Raw genomic sequence first — 18,517 nt, forward strand, 5'->3', positions numbered from 1 at the left:
ATTTGGATTATACAAGATAACTTACGGCATTCATACAAAATTCCTACTAGCGATGAAATCTAAATATTGCGAGCTTAAAGGATGGCGATAATCTCTATCTCTGAACTGTTGAAATTAAGTTGTTTTTATGATGGAGGAATAAATAATGCTAAAACGGAAAATAGTAAAGTTACTATGTAAAATGAATGAAAACAAAAATAAATTGACTTATCAGAAAATTATGCATATAATATTTAGCTAAAATTTTTTTAGTTTATCTTGATTATTATTTCAAAAGAGTATATCTTAATTAGCAGATAGATTTTTTATTCTTCAACATGAATAAATATCCAATCAACTATATTCGAGAAATGTATTCTCATACACAATAAATTATAAATAAAAGGAGTTACAGTTTATGAAGAACAAGTTATTCATCATGATGCTGGTACTAGTAATAGGTGTACTTGCAGCATGTGGCACTAAAGACAATAATGCAAGCGATACAGGATCTACTACGGATACAGAGGGTAAGCAAGTATTAAAAGTTGGTACATCAGCTGACTATGCGCCATTTGAATATGTGGATGCAGCAAAAGGCGAAGAAATTATTGGATTTGATATTGATCTAATCAAATTAGTTGGAGAAAAAATAGGCGTTGATATGCAAGTGCAAGATATGGACTTTAACAGTTTAGTGCCAGCACTTCAAGCAGGGAAAATTGATGTCGTTATTTCTGGTATGACACCGAATCCAGAGCGTGAAAAAGTGGTAGATTTCTCAGATAAATATAATGAAACAGAGCAAGTAATCCTTGTTAAAAAGGATAGCGGTATTAAAAAAGAAGCTGACTTAGCTGGTAAAAAAATAGGTGTACAAACTGCATCTATTCAGGAAAACTTAGGTAATGAAATTGCGAAAAAGGTTGATGTAACAGTAGAAGGACGTACGCGAATCCCTGAGATTGTGCAAGATATGATGTCTAAACGTTTAGACGCAGGTATTTTAGAGGGTGGCGTTGCGAAAGGCTATTTAAAAACGAATGATCAATTAGAAGCTTTTCCTGTAGAAGAACAGCCTGAAGATTTCAAAGCAATCGCTGTTCCAAAAGGAAGCGATTTAAAAGATAAAATTAATAAAGCTTTAAAAGAGCTAGCTGAAGAAGGCAAAATCAAAGAGCTAGAAGAAAAATGGTTAGAAAAAGCTGAATAATAATTGCGTGCGATAGCTCTACTTTTGGGCTATCGCTTGTGCTTTTCATTATTATCCTTTAAGCCTCTTCTAAATTTGTGTTTGGTACAAAAAACAAAGCTCATCATGATGAAAAAGAAAGGAGGGAGCGCTGTGAATTTAGATTTTACAGCTATCGTTCCCTCTATTCCTTATATTTTAAAAGGGATAGGTGTTACACTTCAAATTGCAATTGGTGCATCCATCATTGGTTTTATCGTAGGTATACTTTTAGCATTATGTAAAATTGGTAAAGTGAATTTTTTACGTTGGTTTGCTGATTTCTATACGTCGATTTTCCGCGGTACACCTCTTGTATTACAATTACTAATTATTTATTATGCAGTACCGCAATTACTAGATATCCAAATTGAGCCTATACCAACAGCTATTATTGCCTTTGGTTTAAATTCAGGTGCATATATTTCGGAGATTATCCGTGCTGGTATCAATGCAGTTGATAAAGGACAAATGGAAGCTGCACAAGCATTGGGTATTCCATATGCAAAAATGATGAAGGATATTATTATTCCGCAAGCAGTAAAAAATATTTTACCATCCTTAGTAAATGAATTTATTACATTAAATAAAGAAACAGCAGTTGTGACAGTAATCAGTGCATTAGATATTATGCGTCGTGCCTATATTGTAGGAGGTTCGACATACCGTTATCTTGAGCCATTACTTTTTGCAGGGATAATCTATTACATTATGACGCTTGTTTTAACGTTCCTTGGTAAACGAATCGAGAAAGGAATGAGAAAAAGTGATTAAAATAGAAGATTTACACAAATCTTATGGGCAGAATGAAGTACTAAAGGGTATATCAACTGAAGTTAAAGAAAAAGAAGTAATTGCTATTATCGGACCTTCAGGATCAGGTAAATCGACATTTCTTCGTTGCTTAAATTTATTAGAAACTCCGACAAGTGGGAAGGTAACGATTGCAGGGGATGTCCTGACAGATAAAGGGACAAATATAATGAAAATACGTGAAGAAGTAGGTATGGTATTTCAGCATTTTCATCTTTTCCCTCATAAAACTGTGCTTGAAAATTTAACATATGCGCCAATCAATGTGAAGGGTTTGGATAAGGCTACAGCTATCAACAAAGCAGAAGAGTTACTAAAGAAAGTAGGTCTGTTTGAGAAGCGTCTAGAATATCCAAATCGTTTATCGGGAGGACAAAAGCAACGTGTTGCTATTGCGCGAGCACTTGCCATGGACCCTAAAGTTATATTATTTGATGAGCCTACATCGGCACTTGACCCTGAAATGGTTAAAGAGGTATTGGCTGTTATGAAAAACCTCGCAGATTCTGGGATGACCATGTTGATTGTGACACATGAGATGGGCTTTGCTCGTGAGGTTGCTGATCGTATTCTTTTCCTTGATGGCGGCAAGCTCATTGAGGATGCTCCTCCAGAACAGTTTTTTTCAGCGCCATCAACACAGCGTGCAAAGGATTTTTTAGAGAAGGTCTTATAAAAAAACAACAGGCATTTAGCTTCTCCGTTTAGATGAGAGCTAAATGCCTTTTTTATTGAAGGGACATATCAAATTGAGTCTGTAAGGTGTCTAATGTAAATAATTCCTCAATATGATAGGCTCCTGCTGGATGTTTATTGTTAAGAAATTCTTTAGCTATAAATGCTGCTACTTTCGCTGTTACGAGAGATTCATCGCGATCAAGAAAGTCTAATGTAAATATTACTTCTTTATGATGTTTTTTCCCAATGGCTTCAATTTGTATGCCACACACATCAGAACCAATTTTAAATTTTTGAATAAGTGAAGCGAGCAAGATTTGTATACGGTTAAATTTTAATAAGTAAGCAATTCTACTCTTTTGTAAAAAGGATACGAATTTATTGAGTGGCTCAACATCAAAGCCTAATCTTGTGACGATAGGAATAGAAGGGAAATGCTTTGTTAATGTATGCTGGTCAGAGAAATTAAATTGATACACACTTCGTTTCCCAATCTTTTTAAATTTCACGGTTCTCTTATTAGTAAAATTAGCAACCTTCTGATTGTTGTAGCTACTAAAGGGTTTATTTAATTGTTGTAATATCCAAAGAATTGCCGCAGTGCCATGTGTATCGCCTGCCCCAAGTAAGATGGAAATATGCATCTTCTCGAGGGAGGATAATTGCCTTGCAGCATGCATGGCCATTAAGTTGGTCAATCCTGGAGCCATACCAACACTAAAAATGGCTGTAGATTGTTTTTGTACAGCTAGTGAGTGGAGTGCCTCTAACTTTTTAAGGAAGGTATAGCTTGCAGTAATATCGATATAGATAATCCCTTCATTTAAGCAGAGCTGTGCAAATGCAGTATCCTTTTGCTCTAGACACATAATGACCAGTGCTACATTTTCTAATTGCTCTGGATGCACTTTTTCTGACACATCCAATTGAAGAGGTCTTACTAAGTTTTTGTGCTCGACACAGAAATCCTTAGCCTTTTCTATATTTCTTCCGGCAATCCATATTCTGTTGGGATAGCTTTGCAACAATAATTTTGCAATTTTCCCTCCCACTTCACCATAGCCTCCGATGATTAAGATATTCCCATTTTTCATATAGTAGTTTCTCCCTTAATAGCGACTAAAGCGTCAATCATATGTGTTTTAAAATAGGGAAGGATTGTTGTAAAGCCAGCCTCTTTCAGTAAATTAATAAGCAATTCAAGATTAATCGGATGGGTTGTGACGCTAAAGGATTGCTCAAAGCGTTGCCAATGATCCTCACCTATTCCGTTATGAAGCATGGAGCTTCGCCAATAACAAAGCTCATGTTTGAATGTTTGTGAAGTTAAATCAGCATTTATCGATGAAATAAATAACACTCCATTTTCTTTTAAGCTATCCGCAATCTTTTGAAGCATTGTTTTCTTTTGATCAAGGCTTTCTATGAAATGCAAAACCAAATGACAACTAACTACATCGAAGACCTCATTTACTCTTAAGGATAGTAGATCCTTCTCAACCCACATAATAGTAGGTCGATGTGGTAGCGATTCAATTTGTTTAGCAGCCAGCTCCAGCATTTCCTTTGAGGAATCGACTGCTGTGAAATGGGCAGAAGGAAATGATTTGCCTAAAGTGAGTAATTCCTGTCCACCTCCAGCACCTACCACTAAAAATTTATTTGCAGGAGTGAAATTCTGAAGTATATTGACCATCATGTCATAAATAAGATCATAGCCTATGATTTTTTGTCGAATGGACTGTTGATAATTGTTGACAGAAGGACTGTCCCAGCTATGTATAGATCTATTCATTAAAATACCTCCAAAACAATTTATTTTTATGCGTTAAGATTTTGAGAGCAATTTCTTCATCTTTAAGCAATCATTTTGATGATTGTTTAGTGAAGTCACCTAGTATTTGTGTGGACTATTCCATAAAAATATCTGGTAGACCACCTTGACTAGGTACGAAAATAGTTTGATGTGCTAAACCTCCTATAAGTTGTAATGGCACTCTTTTTGCATATAGATTAGCTCCCATATTAAGAGGAAGTACCATAAATTGTGCTTGTTTTTTGTATTTGAGCTAAAAGGGTATCTACTGTTTCCCAGGTAATAAGTTCAATATCCTCTTTTGTTCTGCCAACAGGATGCTTGGAAAAATAGCAGGTGAGTTAGGGGCACTAATAGTAGCTTTAATCTGAATTCTCACCACCCACAATTGCTTGAGAAGATTTCTCTGAGCAGCCACTAATAACGGAAGTAGCTAGCAAGACAATAAAAAGTAAACATTTACTTCAAAATAGTATTCCTCCTTGTTGAACTTCTGTACAATTCAATTAAGAATTATTCTCAATTATAAACTTTCAGAAAAAAAGAACTATCCCATATTTCTGGGGGGAGGTAGGTGTTTATGAAGGAAACACAATATTGGCAACAAAAATCTGACCATTGCTTAAAGCACAGCAAAAATTCATTCGAATATCGCCAATTGATGATCGAAGCTCTACGGACACATATAAATTTTGATGCGTATTGCTGTACATTAACGGATACACATACACTTTTTTCTGTAGGAGCAGTCACTGAACAATCAATAGAGGCGATTCATCAGGAAATTATGGATTTGGAATATACGACAGAAGATGTAAATAAATATGGATTCTTAGTGCACAGTGGGCAAAACATAGGCAGGTTAAGTGATTCCTCAAGTCGAAGCTTTCGCTATAGAGAAGTTTTAATGCCCAATGGTTTTAGTGATGAAGTAAGAGCCGTATTAACTTACCAAGGACAATGCTATGGTTTTTTAACACTTTTCAAAAGAGCTAAAAATGAGCAGTCTTTATTTAAAGATAAAGATCTAGTGCTTTTAAAAAGACTGATGCCAATTATGGGCGAATCATTAAAGAAGTTCCATCATTATATTATTGAGGAGAGAATTCCAGCTGTAGAAGGAGAACAAGGCATTGTTATTTTTGATAAAGGGTTAAAAATTCTTTCAAGTAATACCAAAGCTTGTGAATTGCTATCCATTTTAAGAAAGTATGAAAGTTTAGCAGAAATTCAAGTTCCTAAGCCTATTCAAGCTATCTGCGCAAAACTACTTGCTGACAATTACAATTCAAATACTTCTTTAATAGTACCTATCAAAGATACAGGCTATATCGCTATTCGGGCATCACTTTTGCTGACGAGCCAAAAAGAACAGCAAATTGCTTTATTAATAAATGAAGCATCATCAAGAGAAATGCTCAATTTCTTAATAACGGCCTATAATCTTACCCCTAGAGAAAAGGAAGTAGTATTTGAAGTTATTAAAGGGATTCCTACAAAAGAGATTGCTTATAATCTTGATATTTCAACCTACACGGTACAAGATCATTTAAAGGTAATTTTTCAAAAAGTAAATGTCTCAAATCGGAATGAGCTAGTATGGAAGATCTTCTGCCGCTTCCAATTAGATTAATAAGTTGAACAAAAGAATCTGCTAGCTCTCTAGCAGATTCTTTTGTTTATTAGCATTTTAATCAGTAGATTTCTGATTAGAAGTTAAAAGGTTAAGAAAAATTAACCTAAAAAATGGAATAAACTCATAGCGGAATCTATGGACCTATAATATAATGAAAAAAAGTTATAAAGAACTAAAAAATATGACATTTAGATTTTTTATTAGGTAATAAGAATTATTTTTATATAAATTGATTTCTGAATATTAAAATATTTTAATCGGAGGTACCAAGCTATGGCATGGACATTTAGTTTAAACGTTACAAATGACACAGATCGAGATTTAGAATTGGTGGAATCACAATTGCACTGGGGATACTGGAATACAAATGGTGAAGAGGATAAAGCACCCCAATCAATTAAAGCAGGACAAACAATACAGGCCGTTGGGGTCAAATCTGCCTTTGGTCCGAATGGTTACGAATTTTCTTGTTCATGGAAGGATAATAACAAGAATTATGAAGGGAATATGCTGGAACCATATGGTGTAGTAAGCCTTTATGTTAATGTGCCATATAACAATCCCAATGAAGCAACTTGCAGAGCGAATGGGTATTTTGAAGTGAATGGATGGAAGGGTATTACTCATGATGGACATAACTTTGTTCGAGATATACAGATTTCGAATAAGATGGACAGGATTAGAAAAAAGGAAGTACCTAATAGTTTATATACAGATTGGTCCAAAATAGACTCATTAAAAGTTGTTGAGAATGTAGAAACTATTGATCTAAATCAGTATATTCCTAGCGGAGTTAACTTTGAAAAGAAAGCAATATTTAAAACATCTATATTTAAAATTTCGAAAAAACTTTGGGATGGGGTTAATGATGTAGATTTTGATAGCCTTTATTTAAAAAAGCGTGAAGTTAATGATTATTTTTCTGTTGAGGTTACTTGCATAAGAGCAGATGCTTCAAAAATTGAAACTGTCACTAGAAGAGGAAAAATAAAAGTAAAAGATGAACGATTTATATCGACTACAAGTAAAAAAGTAATAGAAAAGGTTAGCACGATTGAAACCGCACTGAAATTTTCGGAAAAAGCTTCAGTTTCTGAAGATAAGATAGTGAAGGCGAGTGTTGAGCAAGAATTACAGACGGAATTAAGAGCGAAGTTTAATATATTAAATTCTGTGACTACAGAACAACAACAAACAGAAAGAAAGTCAATTGATAGAGAATTTGAAGCACCAAACGATAAAGATATGGATGTTATACCTTGGATTTTTAGTAAGATGATTCTTTTATATCGAACTGATAAAGAAAATGTGACAACCTTAATCGGAGCATCCGAATGGGATTACGCAATTTTGAACCGTACACATGAATTCGATGTTATGGATAATGCAAAGATAAAAGTAACAACAGGAGGGGAGAATTAAAATGGCAACTTGGACTTTTTCGTTAATGATAACAAATGCAACAGATCGTGAATTAGAAGTTTTTCATAAGGAGAGAACTTGGGGTATTTGGAATACAGAGGATATTGAGGGCAAAGAGCCTATGAATGTTCCGCCTAATACAACTATTCAGGCTTTAGGAATTAAGGCTTCAACAGGGCCTAATGGCTATGAATGTTCGTGCTCTTGGCGAGATAAGGTACCGCCAGGTGAAAAATCCTATGGTACCATCTCGTTATCATTAGACGTACCGCAAAAAAGTCAAAATAGAGCTGAATGCTTGGCTGATCATCAATTTCATATAGATAGTTGGGAAAAACTACCGGAAAAAGGGCATAACTTTGTGCGTTCCATCATTGTTACAAATAAGAACTCCTAAGAGTAATTGATTGTATGGTGATAAATATGAAAGGAATTACATCTAATTTTTCTGATAATTCGATAAATTTTGATGAAATAAGCTTACGTCTCGCTACAAAGGAAGACCAAGCGGTATTATATCGAATATTTGAAGAATCACGAATGGAGTTATCCTATATAGAGGATGAAAATGTAAGGAAAAGTATTGTACAACAACAATATGAATTAGATGATGTGCAAACTAAGAAGATGTTCCCGAGGGCAGAAAAGATAATTGTTCAATATAAAGGGAAGCCAATCGGGAGATATACCATTGATAAAACAAATACAGACTATCGATTAATTTGGATAGGATTCCTTCATACGTGGAGAAGCAAAGGTATTGGGAAGTATATTATTCAATCTATGATGAAGGAAGCAACTCATTATATGAAGGGCATAGAACTTGAAGTGGCTAAATTTAATATAGCTGCCTATCAGTTATATAAAAAGCTAGGGTTTAAGATTGTCATGGATAAAGAAGCAACATTTGATATGTACTGGAGAAAATAAACTTAAGGAGAGATATTTATGGAAGCATTTATAGGTGTAATTTTACCTTGGGCAGGAACATATGCCCCAAGAGGATGGTTATTTTGTAATGGACAACAATTACAAATTAATCAATACCAAGCTTTGTATGCAGTGATTGGATTTCAATACGGAGGGGATGGAAAAACGGTTTTTAATTTGCCCAACCTTAATGGCCGTGTTCCAGTAGGTGCCGATATGGGGGGACAAAGAGATGCAGGAATATCATCTTATTCGAATGGTAGTAAGGGTGGTACAGAGCAGACGACTTTAAGTATAAATAATTTACCAAGACACAATCATCTTTTTAGTAGCGCAGGTGGTATCCTTAAAAACGCTAGTGCTAGTGTGGCTATTCCAGTTGTAAATAATGATGGTACGACTAATATTCCAGATGATAACAGTACCCTCGGAAAAGGCATTTCTAATGGCAGGGACGCTAATATTTATAGTAAGAATACTTCAAACGGCACTCTAAAGTCCTTTGATGCCCCGGTAACTGGTGATGTATCAATTAGTGGGATAATAGGAGAGACAGGTAGTGGTACTTCATTTGATAATCGCCAACCTTATTTAGCAGTGAACTATATTATTTGTATCGAAGGACTATATCCACCGAGACCTTAGTAATTTAGGGGCGTGTTATGATGAAAATATTTTCTAGGTTAAAGATAGGCATTCTGTGCATTTGTATGATGGTACTAAATCTTTCTTCGATGACAATTGTAGAGGTTCCAAGAGTTTCAGCAACTACATTTCCATCAAGCGAGGATTTTGAATCTAGTGACGGCGTGGGAACAAATCCCCGTATTATAGGAGATTGGAAATTTGCATTATTAAAAATTGATGGTACTTTTGATGATTCAAATAATAGTAACAATGATATTGACGATTTTTATCCAACTGATAAGAGTTTAGGGATGTCGGGTTACCCTGGTATTGTTACTACAGCTTCTATTAAGTCTATTAAAGGAAATTTTAAGCTAAACTCATTACGATTAGAAAGTGCGGTTAATGAAATTGTAGAACTCAAAATAGAAGGATATAGAGATAATACATTTGTTAGCGGAGCTGTAGTTATAAATCAGTACATGCCTTTTAAAAAAATTGAAGTTCCATTAACGGGAGAACCATGGCAAAATATCGATGAAATTAGAATTAGTAGAACAGATGGAGTTGCAGATATATTTGTGAGGATTTATCATTTGGATGTAAGTGCACCAGTTACGAGTATAGAAGATTTAATACCTCCAGAAATAAGCAATCCATCTATTCTTGTTAAGAATAATAGTAATAATAGCGTGAGATTAAACTGGCTAAAAGCAACAGATAATATTACTTCTACAGAAGATTTAGAGTATCAAGTTTATCAATCTACAAGTAACAATATTGATACAGTTAGTCATATAGAGACAAATGGCATTGCTTTAGGAAACTATTCAAAGGATATCGCAACATTTGATATACCTGATTTATTACAAAATACAACCTACTATTTTAACATCATAGTGAAGGATGCAGCAGGAAATAAAACAGCCTATACTATGGTGAATGTAACTACACTTAAAGCATATTCTGTAAGCTTTGAGGTAGACGGAGGAAGTACAGTCCCAGCACAAACAATAGTTCATGGAGAAAAAGCAACGGAGCCACCGCCTCCAACCAAGGCGGGACATACATTCGGTGGCTGGTACCCAAGCAGTACGGGAAATACACCCTTTAATTTTGATACTGCGATAACAGGAGACACAACGATTTATGCCAAATGGAGTCCTGTGACAGTAACGCATACAGTGAGCTTTAATGTAGACGGAGGAAGTGCGGTTGCTTCACAAACAATAGCTCATGGAGAGAAGGCGACGGAGCCACCGCCCCCAACCAAGGCGGGACATACATTCGGTGGCTGGTACCCAAGCAGTGTAGGGGATACGCCATTTAGTTTTAATACGGCCATAACAGGAGACACAATCGTTTATGCCAAATGGATTCCTGTGACAGTAACGCATACAGTGAGCTTTAATGTAGACGGAGGAAGTACGGTTGCTTCACAAACAATAGCTCATGGAGAGAAGGCGACGGAGCCACCGCCCCCAACCAAGGCGGGACATACATTCGGTGGCTGGTACACAAGCAGTGTAGGGGATACGCCATTTAGTTTTAATACGGCCATAACGGGGGACACAATCGTCTATGCCAAATGGAGTCCTGTGACAGTAACGCATACAGTGAGCTTTAATGTAGAAGGAGGAAGTGCGGTTGCTTCACAAACAATAGCTCATGGAGAGAAGGCGACGGAGCCACCGCCCCCAACCAAGGCGGGACATACATTCGGTGGCTGGTACCCAAGCAGTACGGGAAATACACCCTTTAATTTTGATACTGGGATAACAGGAGACACAACGATTTATGCCAAATGGAATCCTGTGACACATACAGTGAGCTTTAATGTAGACGGAGGAAGTGCGGTTGCTTCACAAACAATAGCTCATGGAGAGAAGGCGACGGAGCCACCGCCTCCAACCAAGGCGGGACATACATTCGGTGGCTGGTACCCAAGCAGTACGGGAAATACACCCTTTAATTTTGATACTGGGATAACAGGAGACACAACGATTTATGCCAAATGGAATCCTGTGACACATACAGTGAGCTTTAATGTAGACGGAGGAAGTGCGGTTGCTTCACAAACAATAGCTCATGGAGAGAAAGCGACGGAGCCACCGCCCCCAACCAAGGCGGGTCATACATTCGGTGGCTGGTACCCAAGCAGTACGGGAAATACACCCTTTAATTTTGATACTGCGATAACAGGAGACACAATCGTCTATGCCAAATGGAGTCCTGTGACAGTAACGCATACAGTGAGCTTTAATGTAGACGGAGGAAGTGCGGTTGCTTCACAAACAATAGCTCATGGAGAGAAAGCAACGGAGCCACCGCCCCCAACCAAGGCGGGACATACATTCGGTGGCTGGTACCCAAGCAGTACGGGAAATACACCCTTTAATTTTGATACTGCGATAACAGGAGACACAACGATTTATGCCAAATGGAGTCCTGTGACACATACAGTGAGCTTTAATGTAGACGGAGGAAGTACGGTTGCTTCACAAACAATAGCTCATGGTGAGAAGGCGACGGAGCCACCGCCTCCAACCAAGGCGGGACATACATTCGGTGGCTGGTATACGAGTACTACCTATACAACACCATATGATTTTAATAGTGCCATTACTAAGCACACAACGATATACGCAAAATGGATACCAATAACGTATACGGTGAGTTTTGATGTCAACGGAGGAAGTGCAGTCTCAAATCAAACGGTGGAGCATGGGAAAAAAGCAAGTCAGCCAGCCCAAAAGCCAACGAAAGCGGGCTATATATTCGGTGGCTGGTATACAAGTAATGCTTATACAACATCATATGATTTTAATAGTGCCATTACCGAGAGCACAACCATCTATGCAAAATGGAATCCTGTGATGTATACAGTGAGTTTTGATGTCGACGGCGGTAGTGCTATCTCAAATCAAACGGTAGAACATGGTAAAAAAGCAAGTCAGCCTACGATTGAGCCAACGAAAGCCGGCTATACATTTGTTGGCTGGTATACAAATAATGCCTATACAACACCATTTAAATTTGATACTGCAATTACAGCTAGCACAGTAATCTATGCAAAATGGATTAGTAATGATACAGGTGGCGGTAATACCGATCCTTCAGCGAATCCTGATTCTGGTGCATCAACACCTTCAACCAATGTAGAGGAAATTGTGGTAGATGTTGAGTCTGGTGATGGCGACCTAGTTTCTAAAACAACAATAAAACGAAAAAAAAATGTAGATAACACTATAAACGATGAAGTGACATTAACGGCCCAGAGCGCAACAGAGACAATTAGGAAATTAAAGGAACAAGGGAATGATAAAGCAAGGATTATCATTCCAGATGAGAAGGATCAAGTAAATCAAGTCCAGGTGTCCATTCCGAAAAATGTGCTGTCACTTCTGCAAAATGGAGCAGTCCATCTCGAAATTGTTACCGATAACGTTAGAATTGAAGTGCCGAAAACTTCGTTGGAAACGTTTAATGATAATCTCTATTTCCGACTTGTCCCTATAAAAGGGCTGGCTGATCAATTGGATATTAAAGAACAAGCTAAAAAGGAAAGGGTTGTACAGCAGTTGGCAGGAAATGCGGTTGTTGAGTTGCTTGGTCGCCCAATGACCATTGAAACCAATATGCAAAGCCGTCCTGTTAAATTAACATTGCCATTGCCTACAGATTTAACAGATGAACAACTTGCCAATTTGGCGATCTTTATCGAGCATAGTGATGGCACAAAAGAAGTTGTGCGTGGGAAGAGTGTAGAATATCAAAAGGGAATAACAGGTTTACAGTTTGAGGTGAATAAGTTCTCCACCTTCTCCATTCTCTACTTACTAGAGAAGGAAGAAGAAGTGAAGGAACCAACTACTGAGGGTGTTACACATCTACCTTACATTCAAGGCTATCCAGATGGTACCTTCCGTCCAAATGCACCTGTTACAAGGGCACAGATGGCAAGTATGTTTGCTCGTCAATTAACAGGTAATGCCATTCCGCAAGCAAAGGCAACCTATACAGATACATTCCAACACGATGCTAAAGATGCAATCGAATTTGCGAAGGAGAAGGGTCTGTTTAAAGGGGTTACAGCAACTAACTTTAATCCAAACGGCTTGATTACACGTGCACAGATGGCTACAGTGGCTGCGCGCTGGATAGAACAGCAATGTGTAGAACGTCCTGATGCAGATTTCTGTCCACCAACCTCACAAAGTGCAGCATTCAAAGATGTGAGCGTCCATCATTGGGCAGCAAAAGCAATTGATACTGTCAATGCAGCGGAAATTATGACAGGAATAACAGCAGATACATTCAATCCAGATGGATTGTTAACACGTGCACAAGCAGTGAAGGTACTAAATCGACTGTTTGAACGTCAAGTCCTCATTGAAGATCAAACACCATTATTTAAAGATGTTCCAAAACACCATTGGGCATTTTATGAGATTCAAGAAGCCGCAAAAAAATAACCAAAAAAGAGGGTACGCGATTCATAATGTAATCGCAGTGCCCTTCTTTTCATGGCTCGAAATGGAATTTATATCCCGAACCCCTCACTGTTATAATCTTTGCTCTATGGCCCGCAACGGATTCTAGCTTTTTTCGTAAATTACTAATATGAACCTTCAATGCCTGTGTATGCCCGATACTTTCCTCTGCCCAAATAAGCTTATACAGCTCTGATGGGGGAAAAATTTGTCCTGGTCGTTGTGCTAGAAAGAAAAAAATTTGAAATTCCTTTGTAGATAGGGCTAATGCTGTGTTACCGATATATACTCTTCCAGAATGAACATGAAAGTGAAAATCCTCTATTATATGAGCATCTTCCTCTATGTGGTGTACAGCAGCTTTAACTTGAAATTGCTTTCTACGCATGAATATTCTCTTGATTGTCTTCATTAAACGCTCTTTCTCAATAGGCTTTAAAATATAGTCAACAGCCTGTACATTAAAAGCTTCTATTGCAAAACGCTCATAGGCAGTGACAAATACAATGTCCATTAAAAAAGGAAAGTTTGCAATCTTATTAGCAAATTCAATACCATTCATTTCGGCCATATCTATATCTAAAAAAAGAATATCAGGTTTAAGTGTAGGAATGTTTGCTATAGCTTCTAGTGGATTTATGAATTTTCCAATAATAGTAACAGCGCTATTATCATGTAACGTGGCTTCTAATAAATTAATTGCTAAAATTTCATCATCTACTATGATGGCTTTTAACATTTTTTCACCTCTTATCATCTAAATTTAGAATATTATGTAGCGTAACTGGCTTTAAATAATTTTTCTTCATCAATTTTCTACTTGCATGTAGCGATGGAAGCTGGACTCTGAAATCACTCAATTCTGAAAATTATGTAATTTATTAGGTGGTAAAACACCATATACCGTCCAATCTAATTGGATCATTACCTACAGTACAGCAATTTTTTCTCCTTTAACTGATTTAAGTTTATTAGTATTCTCGCACTTTAGTAAATGAGATGCATTTCCCAAATCGTGGCGTATTATGAGTGGATAATAAAATATGCCTTTCTACCCATAGTATAGCATGCAATAGTTAACAAAAAATAGATTAAACCGTGTATCATAAGCTAATGAGAAAAATTTAAAGCTCAGTGTATTTGTGCATTTTGTGTATTTAAAGTGCATATACTTACAATCACTCTGTTTTTTGCTTATAATAAGAAAGTCAGAAATATTTCTGAAAAAAGTAGCCACAAAGTGAGCGATTGCGATTGAAAAAATTATTATATGGGATCTTCTTTGTTGTTTTTATAGTCATTTTTTTGTACGTAAACAATCACTGGCTAGTCGTAAGTAAGCATGTGTTTGAATCAGAAAGTGTGCCTGACAGCTTTGATGGGCTACGCATTGTACAAGTTTCGGATTTACATGACGCTGTCTTTGGTGACAAGCAACAAAAATTGATTGCTAAGGTAAAAGATACAAAGCCTGATTATATTTTTATCACAGGTGACGTAATCGATAGTAATCGCTATAATTTAAAACAAAGTCTACAAGCAGTGGAAGGACTAGTAAAAATAGCGGATGTTTATTATGTACTAGGAAACCATGAGGTAGCGACGAATAAGGTGAATGAAATTTATGAGGCGCTGTCATCGTTAGGGGTACATATTATGGCCAACGAATCGACCGTGTTAGAGCGCGACGGGGAGCGCTTGGCGATTGTTGGTATTGAGGATCCGTTAATGGGTAGAACAACAGAAGATATGCTGGACATAGCAACGGCCAATTTGCCAGACGATATGTTTAAGTTGTTACTAGCACATAGACCAGAAATATTTAATACGTATGTAAATTATCACATAAATTTAGTATTTTCGGGACATGCGCATGGTGGGCAAGTTCGTATTCCTGGGCTTGGAGGACTTGTTGCACCAGGACAGGGTCTGTTCCCAAAATATACAGCTGGTGTCTACGAAGCGGGCGCGACGAAAATGGTAGTTAGTAGAGGGCTGGGTAATAGCTCAGTACCATATCGCATTTTTAATCTACCAGAAATTATTGTGATGGATCTAAAGAAAAAATAAGCACTGCGTAAAATTTACGCAGTGCTTTCAATTTGTTTGCGTTCTATACGTTTAACGAGGTAAATACTTATTTCATACAAAATAATCATTGGTATTAATACGAGTAACTGACTTATAAAGTCTGGTGGCGTGATAACAGCGGAGCCTACGCCCATTGTGATATAAGACCAGCCTCGTATTTTTTTCATGGATTCAGCAGTCAGTACACCAATGGCTGATAAGAATAGGGCAACAATCGGTAACTCAAATAATAGACCAAGCGGTACTGTAGTCATGATTAAAAAGTGCATATATTCATTTGCTGATACCATGACATCGAAATTGGTAGCCCCAATGCTTACTAAGAATGTATAGCTAAGTGGGTTAACGACGAAATAGCCAAAAGCTACTCCTACTAAAAATAGAACTAACATGATTGGTGCATAGAGGCCTAAAAATCGACTTTCCTCTTCTTTTAAGCCTGGTTTAATAAAGCTCCAAAGAAAGTGGACGAGGAAAGGCATTGCAAGACCAAAAGCTAAAGTTGTTGAAATCGTCATGTAAAATTTAACTACTTCTAGTGGTCCTAAAATAACGAGTGAGTGACCTCGCGTTATGAATGGAAACCAAATATTAATAGTAGAAAAGACAACAATGAAAAATAAAATAAAAACCGTTAACCCTTTGATAATTTGCTTACGTAAATCACTAAGATGCTCCAATAATGAGGTAACAGGTATCAGGGGTTCATCTGACACATGATCCTCTTCAATTGCTACCGTAGGTATTTCAACTAAAGCCTCCACTGGCTTTGGAGGCTCGGCTTGTGGTTTATCTAGAGGGCTTAAATATTTTCTTTTTCCGTCTTCATATGGATCCATAGGAAACCCTCCTACGAAGCATCAGATTTTTTTTCGACCTTTTTCACGGTATCATCTTCATCATCCATAAGTCCCTTAGTAGACTTTTTAAATTCTGCAAACGTTTTGCCAACCGCTCCACCGATTTCTGGTAATTTTTTTGGGCCAAATACAATTAATACAATCACTAAAATAATGATTAATCCAGGTACTCCAATTGCTCCTAGACCTCCCATAAGTCTTGCCTCCTTTAGAATAATTTTTTTATACTAATGAACCACCTGATTGACTGTATTTGATGACTCCCTCAGCACAACGGTAGGCAAGTGCCCCTAATGTGCCTGTTGGATTATAACCACTATTGTGTGCAAAGTTGCCTGCACTTACTGCGAAAAGGTTATCAACATCCCAGTGCTGTAAGTAATTATTCACAACCCCTTGCTCTGGTGTTAAGCTCATCACCGTACCACCTGTATTATGCGTTGTTTGGTAAGGTACGATATTGTAATCGGTAATTTCCGCGTTAGGGACAATAGTTTTTGCACCCATTTCCTTCATAATGTCAGCTGCACGTGCAGAGATATATTTATGAAGAGCTCGATCCTGATCAGTAAAATTGTATGTTAACTGAGTTAATGGCAGCCCGTAAGCATCCTTATAGGTAGGGTCCAGTGATATATAGTTTTCCTTATGTGGCATAGATGCTCCTTGCGCACCAATCCCAAATGAACGTGTATAGTAATAAATAGATTGCTTTTTAAATTCTGGTCCCCAAGTAGGCGTATCAGGCGGAGTTGGATTTGAGCCGATTGGTCGCGTACCTGTCTGTGTAAGTGCAATATTACCTCCGTGAATAAAATCTAAATCACTATGATCAAAATTATCCCCATTGTAATCGTCTATACACATGCCTAACGAACCTGCACCCATAAATGTATTGTATTGTTCCTCGAAGAACCCAGCAGCACCAGGCAAAATTTGATAGCAATAGTTTCTGCCAAGTGTTCCTTTGCCAGTAGTAGGGTCATATCTTTCACCAATGTCAGAGACCATTAATAGCTTGGCATTATTAAAGACATAACTAGTTAAAACAACAGCATTAGCTGGCTGAATGAATTCTTCTCCCGAAACAGTATCGATATATCTTACACCTGTAGCCTTGTTACCCTGCTTTAAAATTTCAACAACATTGGAATTAAAGCGTAAATCAAAATTCCCTGTCTTCAGGGCTGTAGGGACAACAGTAATTTCTGCGGACGACTTTGCACCATATTCGCATCCAAAGCGTTCACAAAACCCACAATATTGGCAAGCGTTGATTGTTTCGCCATCTGGATTTTTATAAACCTCTGATACATTAGCTGATGGAACCATATAAGGTGTTAGCTTCAGGTTTGTTGCAGCTTTTTCGAATTGTGCAAGCATAGGCGTTTTTTTCATAGGCGGTGTTGGATAGGGATTCGAACGCTTTCCACTAAATTTATTTTTATCATCACCCGAAATACCAGCTGTTTTCTCGAACTTATCGAAATAGGGCTCAAGCTGATCATATGTTAATCCCCAATCCTGAATCAGATAATCTGGTCCAAGCTTATTTGGTCCATAACGTTTTTCTGTTAATGTCTTAATTTGAAAATCATAGGGTAAAAATCGATAAGTCATTCCATTCCAATGTGTTCCTGATCCACCCAGACCCTCTCCAAGTAAGAAGGAGCCAAGCTGACGCATTGGTAATGCCTTCATATTGCGATCATTACGAAAGCTTACGGTCTCTTTAGAAAGATTTTGCATTAAATCATATCGGATGGCATAACGGTATTCGTCATGAACATTTAAATAATCCTCGGTCCCACGCTTTTGACCTCGCTCTAAACCGACTACCTTTAAGCCAGCTTTAGCACATTCAGCAGCGACGATACCGCCAGTCCAACCTACACCAACTGTTACAACGTCTACACTCGGTAATGTTTTAGCCATTTTGTA

Annotated in this window: 16 protein-coding genes; 10 read left to right on the plus strand and 6 right to left on the minus strand. The window is 37.3% G+C overall.

Annotated elements, in window-relative coordinates; all coding sequences use genetic code 11:
* The first annotated feature begins 397 nt into the window (after positions 1-397).
* From NY607_RS21535 to NY607_RS21545, 3 genes are all read left to right on the plus strand, one after another.
* The gene (locus NY607_RS21535) at positions 398-1,192 is read left to right on the plus strand and encodes a transporter substrate-binding domain-containing protein (RefSeq protein WP_131522150.1); all 795 of its coding nucleotides are present in this window, start codon (positions 398-400) and stop codon (positions 1,190-1,192) included.
* A gap of 132 nt (positions 1,193-1,324) precedes the next feature.
* Positions 1,325-1,984, plus strand: coding sequence for an amino acid ABC transporter permease (locus NY607_RS21540; RefSeq protein ID WP_131522151.1), 660 nt, complete (start codon positions 1,325-1,327; stop codon positions 1,982-1,984).
* Positions 1,977-2,699 carry an amino acid ABC transporter ATP-binding protein gene (locus tag NY607_RS21545; RefSeq protein WP_054548544.1) on the plus strand — a complete coding sequence of 241 codons (723 nt, stop codon included), beginning with the start codon at positions 1,977-1,979 and terminating at the stop codon, positions 2,697-2,699. Before NY607_RS21540 ends, NY607_RS21545 begins: the two co-directional genes overlap by 8 nt.
* 52 nt (positions 2,700-2,751) lie before the next feature.
* Here the strand turns inward: NY607_RS21545 and NY607_RS21550 are convergent, their stop codons facing one another.
* Positions 2,752-3,795 carry a saccharopine dehydrogenase family protein gene (locus tag NY607_RS21550; protein ID WP_259420341.1) on the minus strand — a complete coding sequence of 348 codons (1,044 nt, stop codon included), beginning with the start codon at positions 3,793-3,795 and terminating at the stop codon, positions 2,752-2,754.
* On the minus strand, positions 3,792-4,496 hold the full coding sequence (locus NY607_RS21555; protein WP_259420342.1) for a class I SAM-dependent methyltransferase: 705 nt from the start codon (positions 4,494-4,496) through the stop codon (positions 3,792-3,794). The genes NY607_RS21550 and NY607_RS21555 overlap by 4 nt, the downstream gene beginning before the upstream one ends.
* Before the next feature lie 601 nt (positions 4,497-5,097).
* On the opposite strand from NY607_RS21555, the gene NY607_RS21560 reads away from it, so the two are divergent.
* The 6 genes from NY607_RS21560 to NY607_RS21585 all read left to right on the plus strand — a co-directional run bounded on the left by NY607_RS21560 (position 5,098) and on the right by NY607_RS21585 (position 13,607).
* Entirely contained in the window at positions 5,098-6,150 is a 1,053-nt protein-coding gene (locus tag NY607_RS21560) for a helix-turn-helix transcriptional regulator (RefSeq protein WP_259420343.1), read from the plus strand.
* Positions 6,151-6,426: 276 nt separating this feature from the next.
* Positions 6,427-7,575, plus strand: a complete 1,149-nt coding sequence (locus NY607_RS21565) for a hypothetical protein (protein ID WP_131522155.1) — start codon at positions 6,427-6,429, stop codon at positions 7,573-7,575.
* A gap of 1 nt (position 7,576) precedes the next feature.
* A complete protein-coding gene (locus tag NY607_RS21570; protein ID WP_048390796.1) occupies positions 7,577-7,972 on the plus strand; it encodes a hypothetical protein in 396 nt (131 codons plus the stop codon).
* A gap of 14 nt (positions 7,973-7,986) precedes the next feature.
* Positions 7,987-8,505 carry a GNAT family N-acetyltransferase gene (locus NY607_RS21575; RefSeq protein WP_259420344.1) on the plus strand — a complete coding sequence of 173 codons (519 nt, stop codon included), beginning with the start codon at positions 7,987-7,989 and terminating at the stop codon, positions 8,503-8,505.
* An 18-nt stretch (positions 8,506-8,523) separates the two neighbouring features.
* Positions 8,524-9,150 (plus strand): phage tail protein, encoded by a 627-nt coding sequence (locus NY607_RS21580; protein WP_131522158.1) that lies wholly within the window; start codon positions 8,524-8,526, stop codon positions 9,148-9,150.
* Positions 9,151-9,170: 20 nt separating this feature from the next.
* On the plus strand, positions 9,171-13,607 hold the full coding sequence (locus NY607_RS21585) for an InlB B-repeat-containing protein (protein ID WP_259420345.1): 4,437 nt from the start codon (positions 9,171-9,173) through the stop codon (positions 13,605-13,607).
* 49 nt (positions 13,608-13,656) lie between these two features.
* Here NY607_RS21585 and NY607_RS21590 read toward each other — a convergent pair whose 3' ends face one another.
* On the minus strand, positions 13,657-14,364 hold the full coding sequence (locus NY607_RS21590; protein WP_131522161.1) for a response regulator transcription factor: 708 nt from the start codon (positions 14,362-14,364) through the stop codon (positions 13,657-13,659).
* A 515-nt stretch (positions 14,365-14,879) separates the two neighbouring features.
* Between NY607_RS21590 and NY607_RS21595 the strand changes: the two genes are divergently transcribed.
* Complete coding sequence (locus NY607_RS21595; RefSeq protein WP_131522162.1) at positions 14,880-15,695, plus strand: metallophosphoesterase; 816 nt, start codon at positions 14,880-14,882, stop codon at positions 15,693-15,695.
* A 14-nt stretch (positions 15,696-15,709) separates the two neighbouring features.
* On the opposite strand, the gene tatC is transcribed toward NY607_RS21595, so the two are convergent.
* Genes tatC through NY607_RS21610 form a run of 3 tightly spaced genes read right to left on the minus strand, consistent with a single transcriptional unit; the run spans position 15,710 to position 18,511 of the window.
* Complete coding sequence (gene tatC, locus NY607_RS21600; protein ID WP_131522163.1) at positions 15,710-16,555, minus strand: twin-arginine translocase subunit TatC; 846 nt, start codon at positions 16,553-16,555, stop codon at positions 15,710-15,712.
* Positions 16,556-16,566: 11 nt separating this feature from the next.
* On the minus strand, positions 16,567-16,770 hold the full coding sequence (gene tatA / locus NY607_RS21605) for a twin-arginine translocase TatA/TatE family subunit (protein ID WP_048390784.1): 204 nt from the start codon (positions 16,768-16,770) through the stop codon (positions 16,567-16,569).
* Between the two features lie 28 nt (positions 16,771-16,798).
* Positions 16,799-18,511 (minus strand): GMC family oxidoreductase, encoded by a 1,713-nt coding sequence (locus tag NY607_RS21610; RefSeq protein ID WP_054548900.1) that lies wholly within the window; start codon positions 18,509-18,511, stop codon positions 16,799-16,801.
* Positions 18,512-18,517: the final 6 nt, after the last annotated feature.

It is taken from the genome of Lysinibacillus sp. A4, from assembly GCF_024919535.1.
GTDB classification, from domain to species: Bacteria; Bacillota; Bacilli; order Bacillales_A; family Planococcaceae; genus Lysinibacillus; species Lysinibacillus capsici.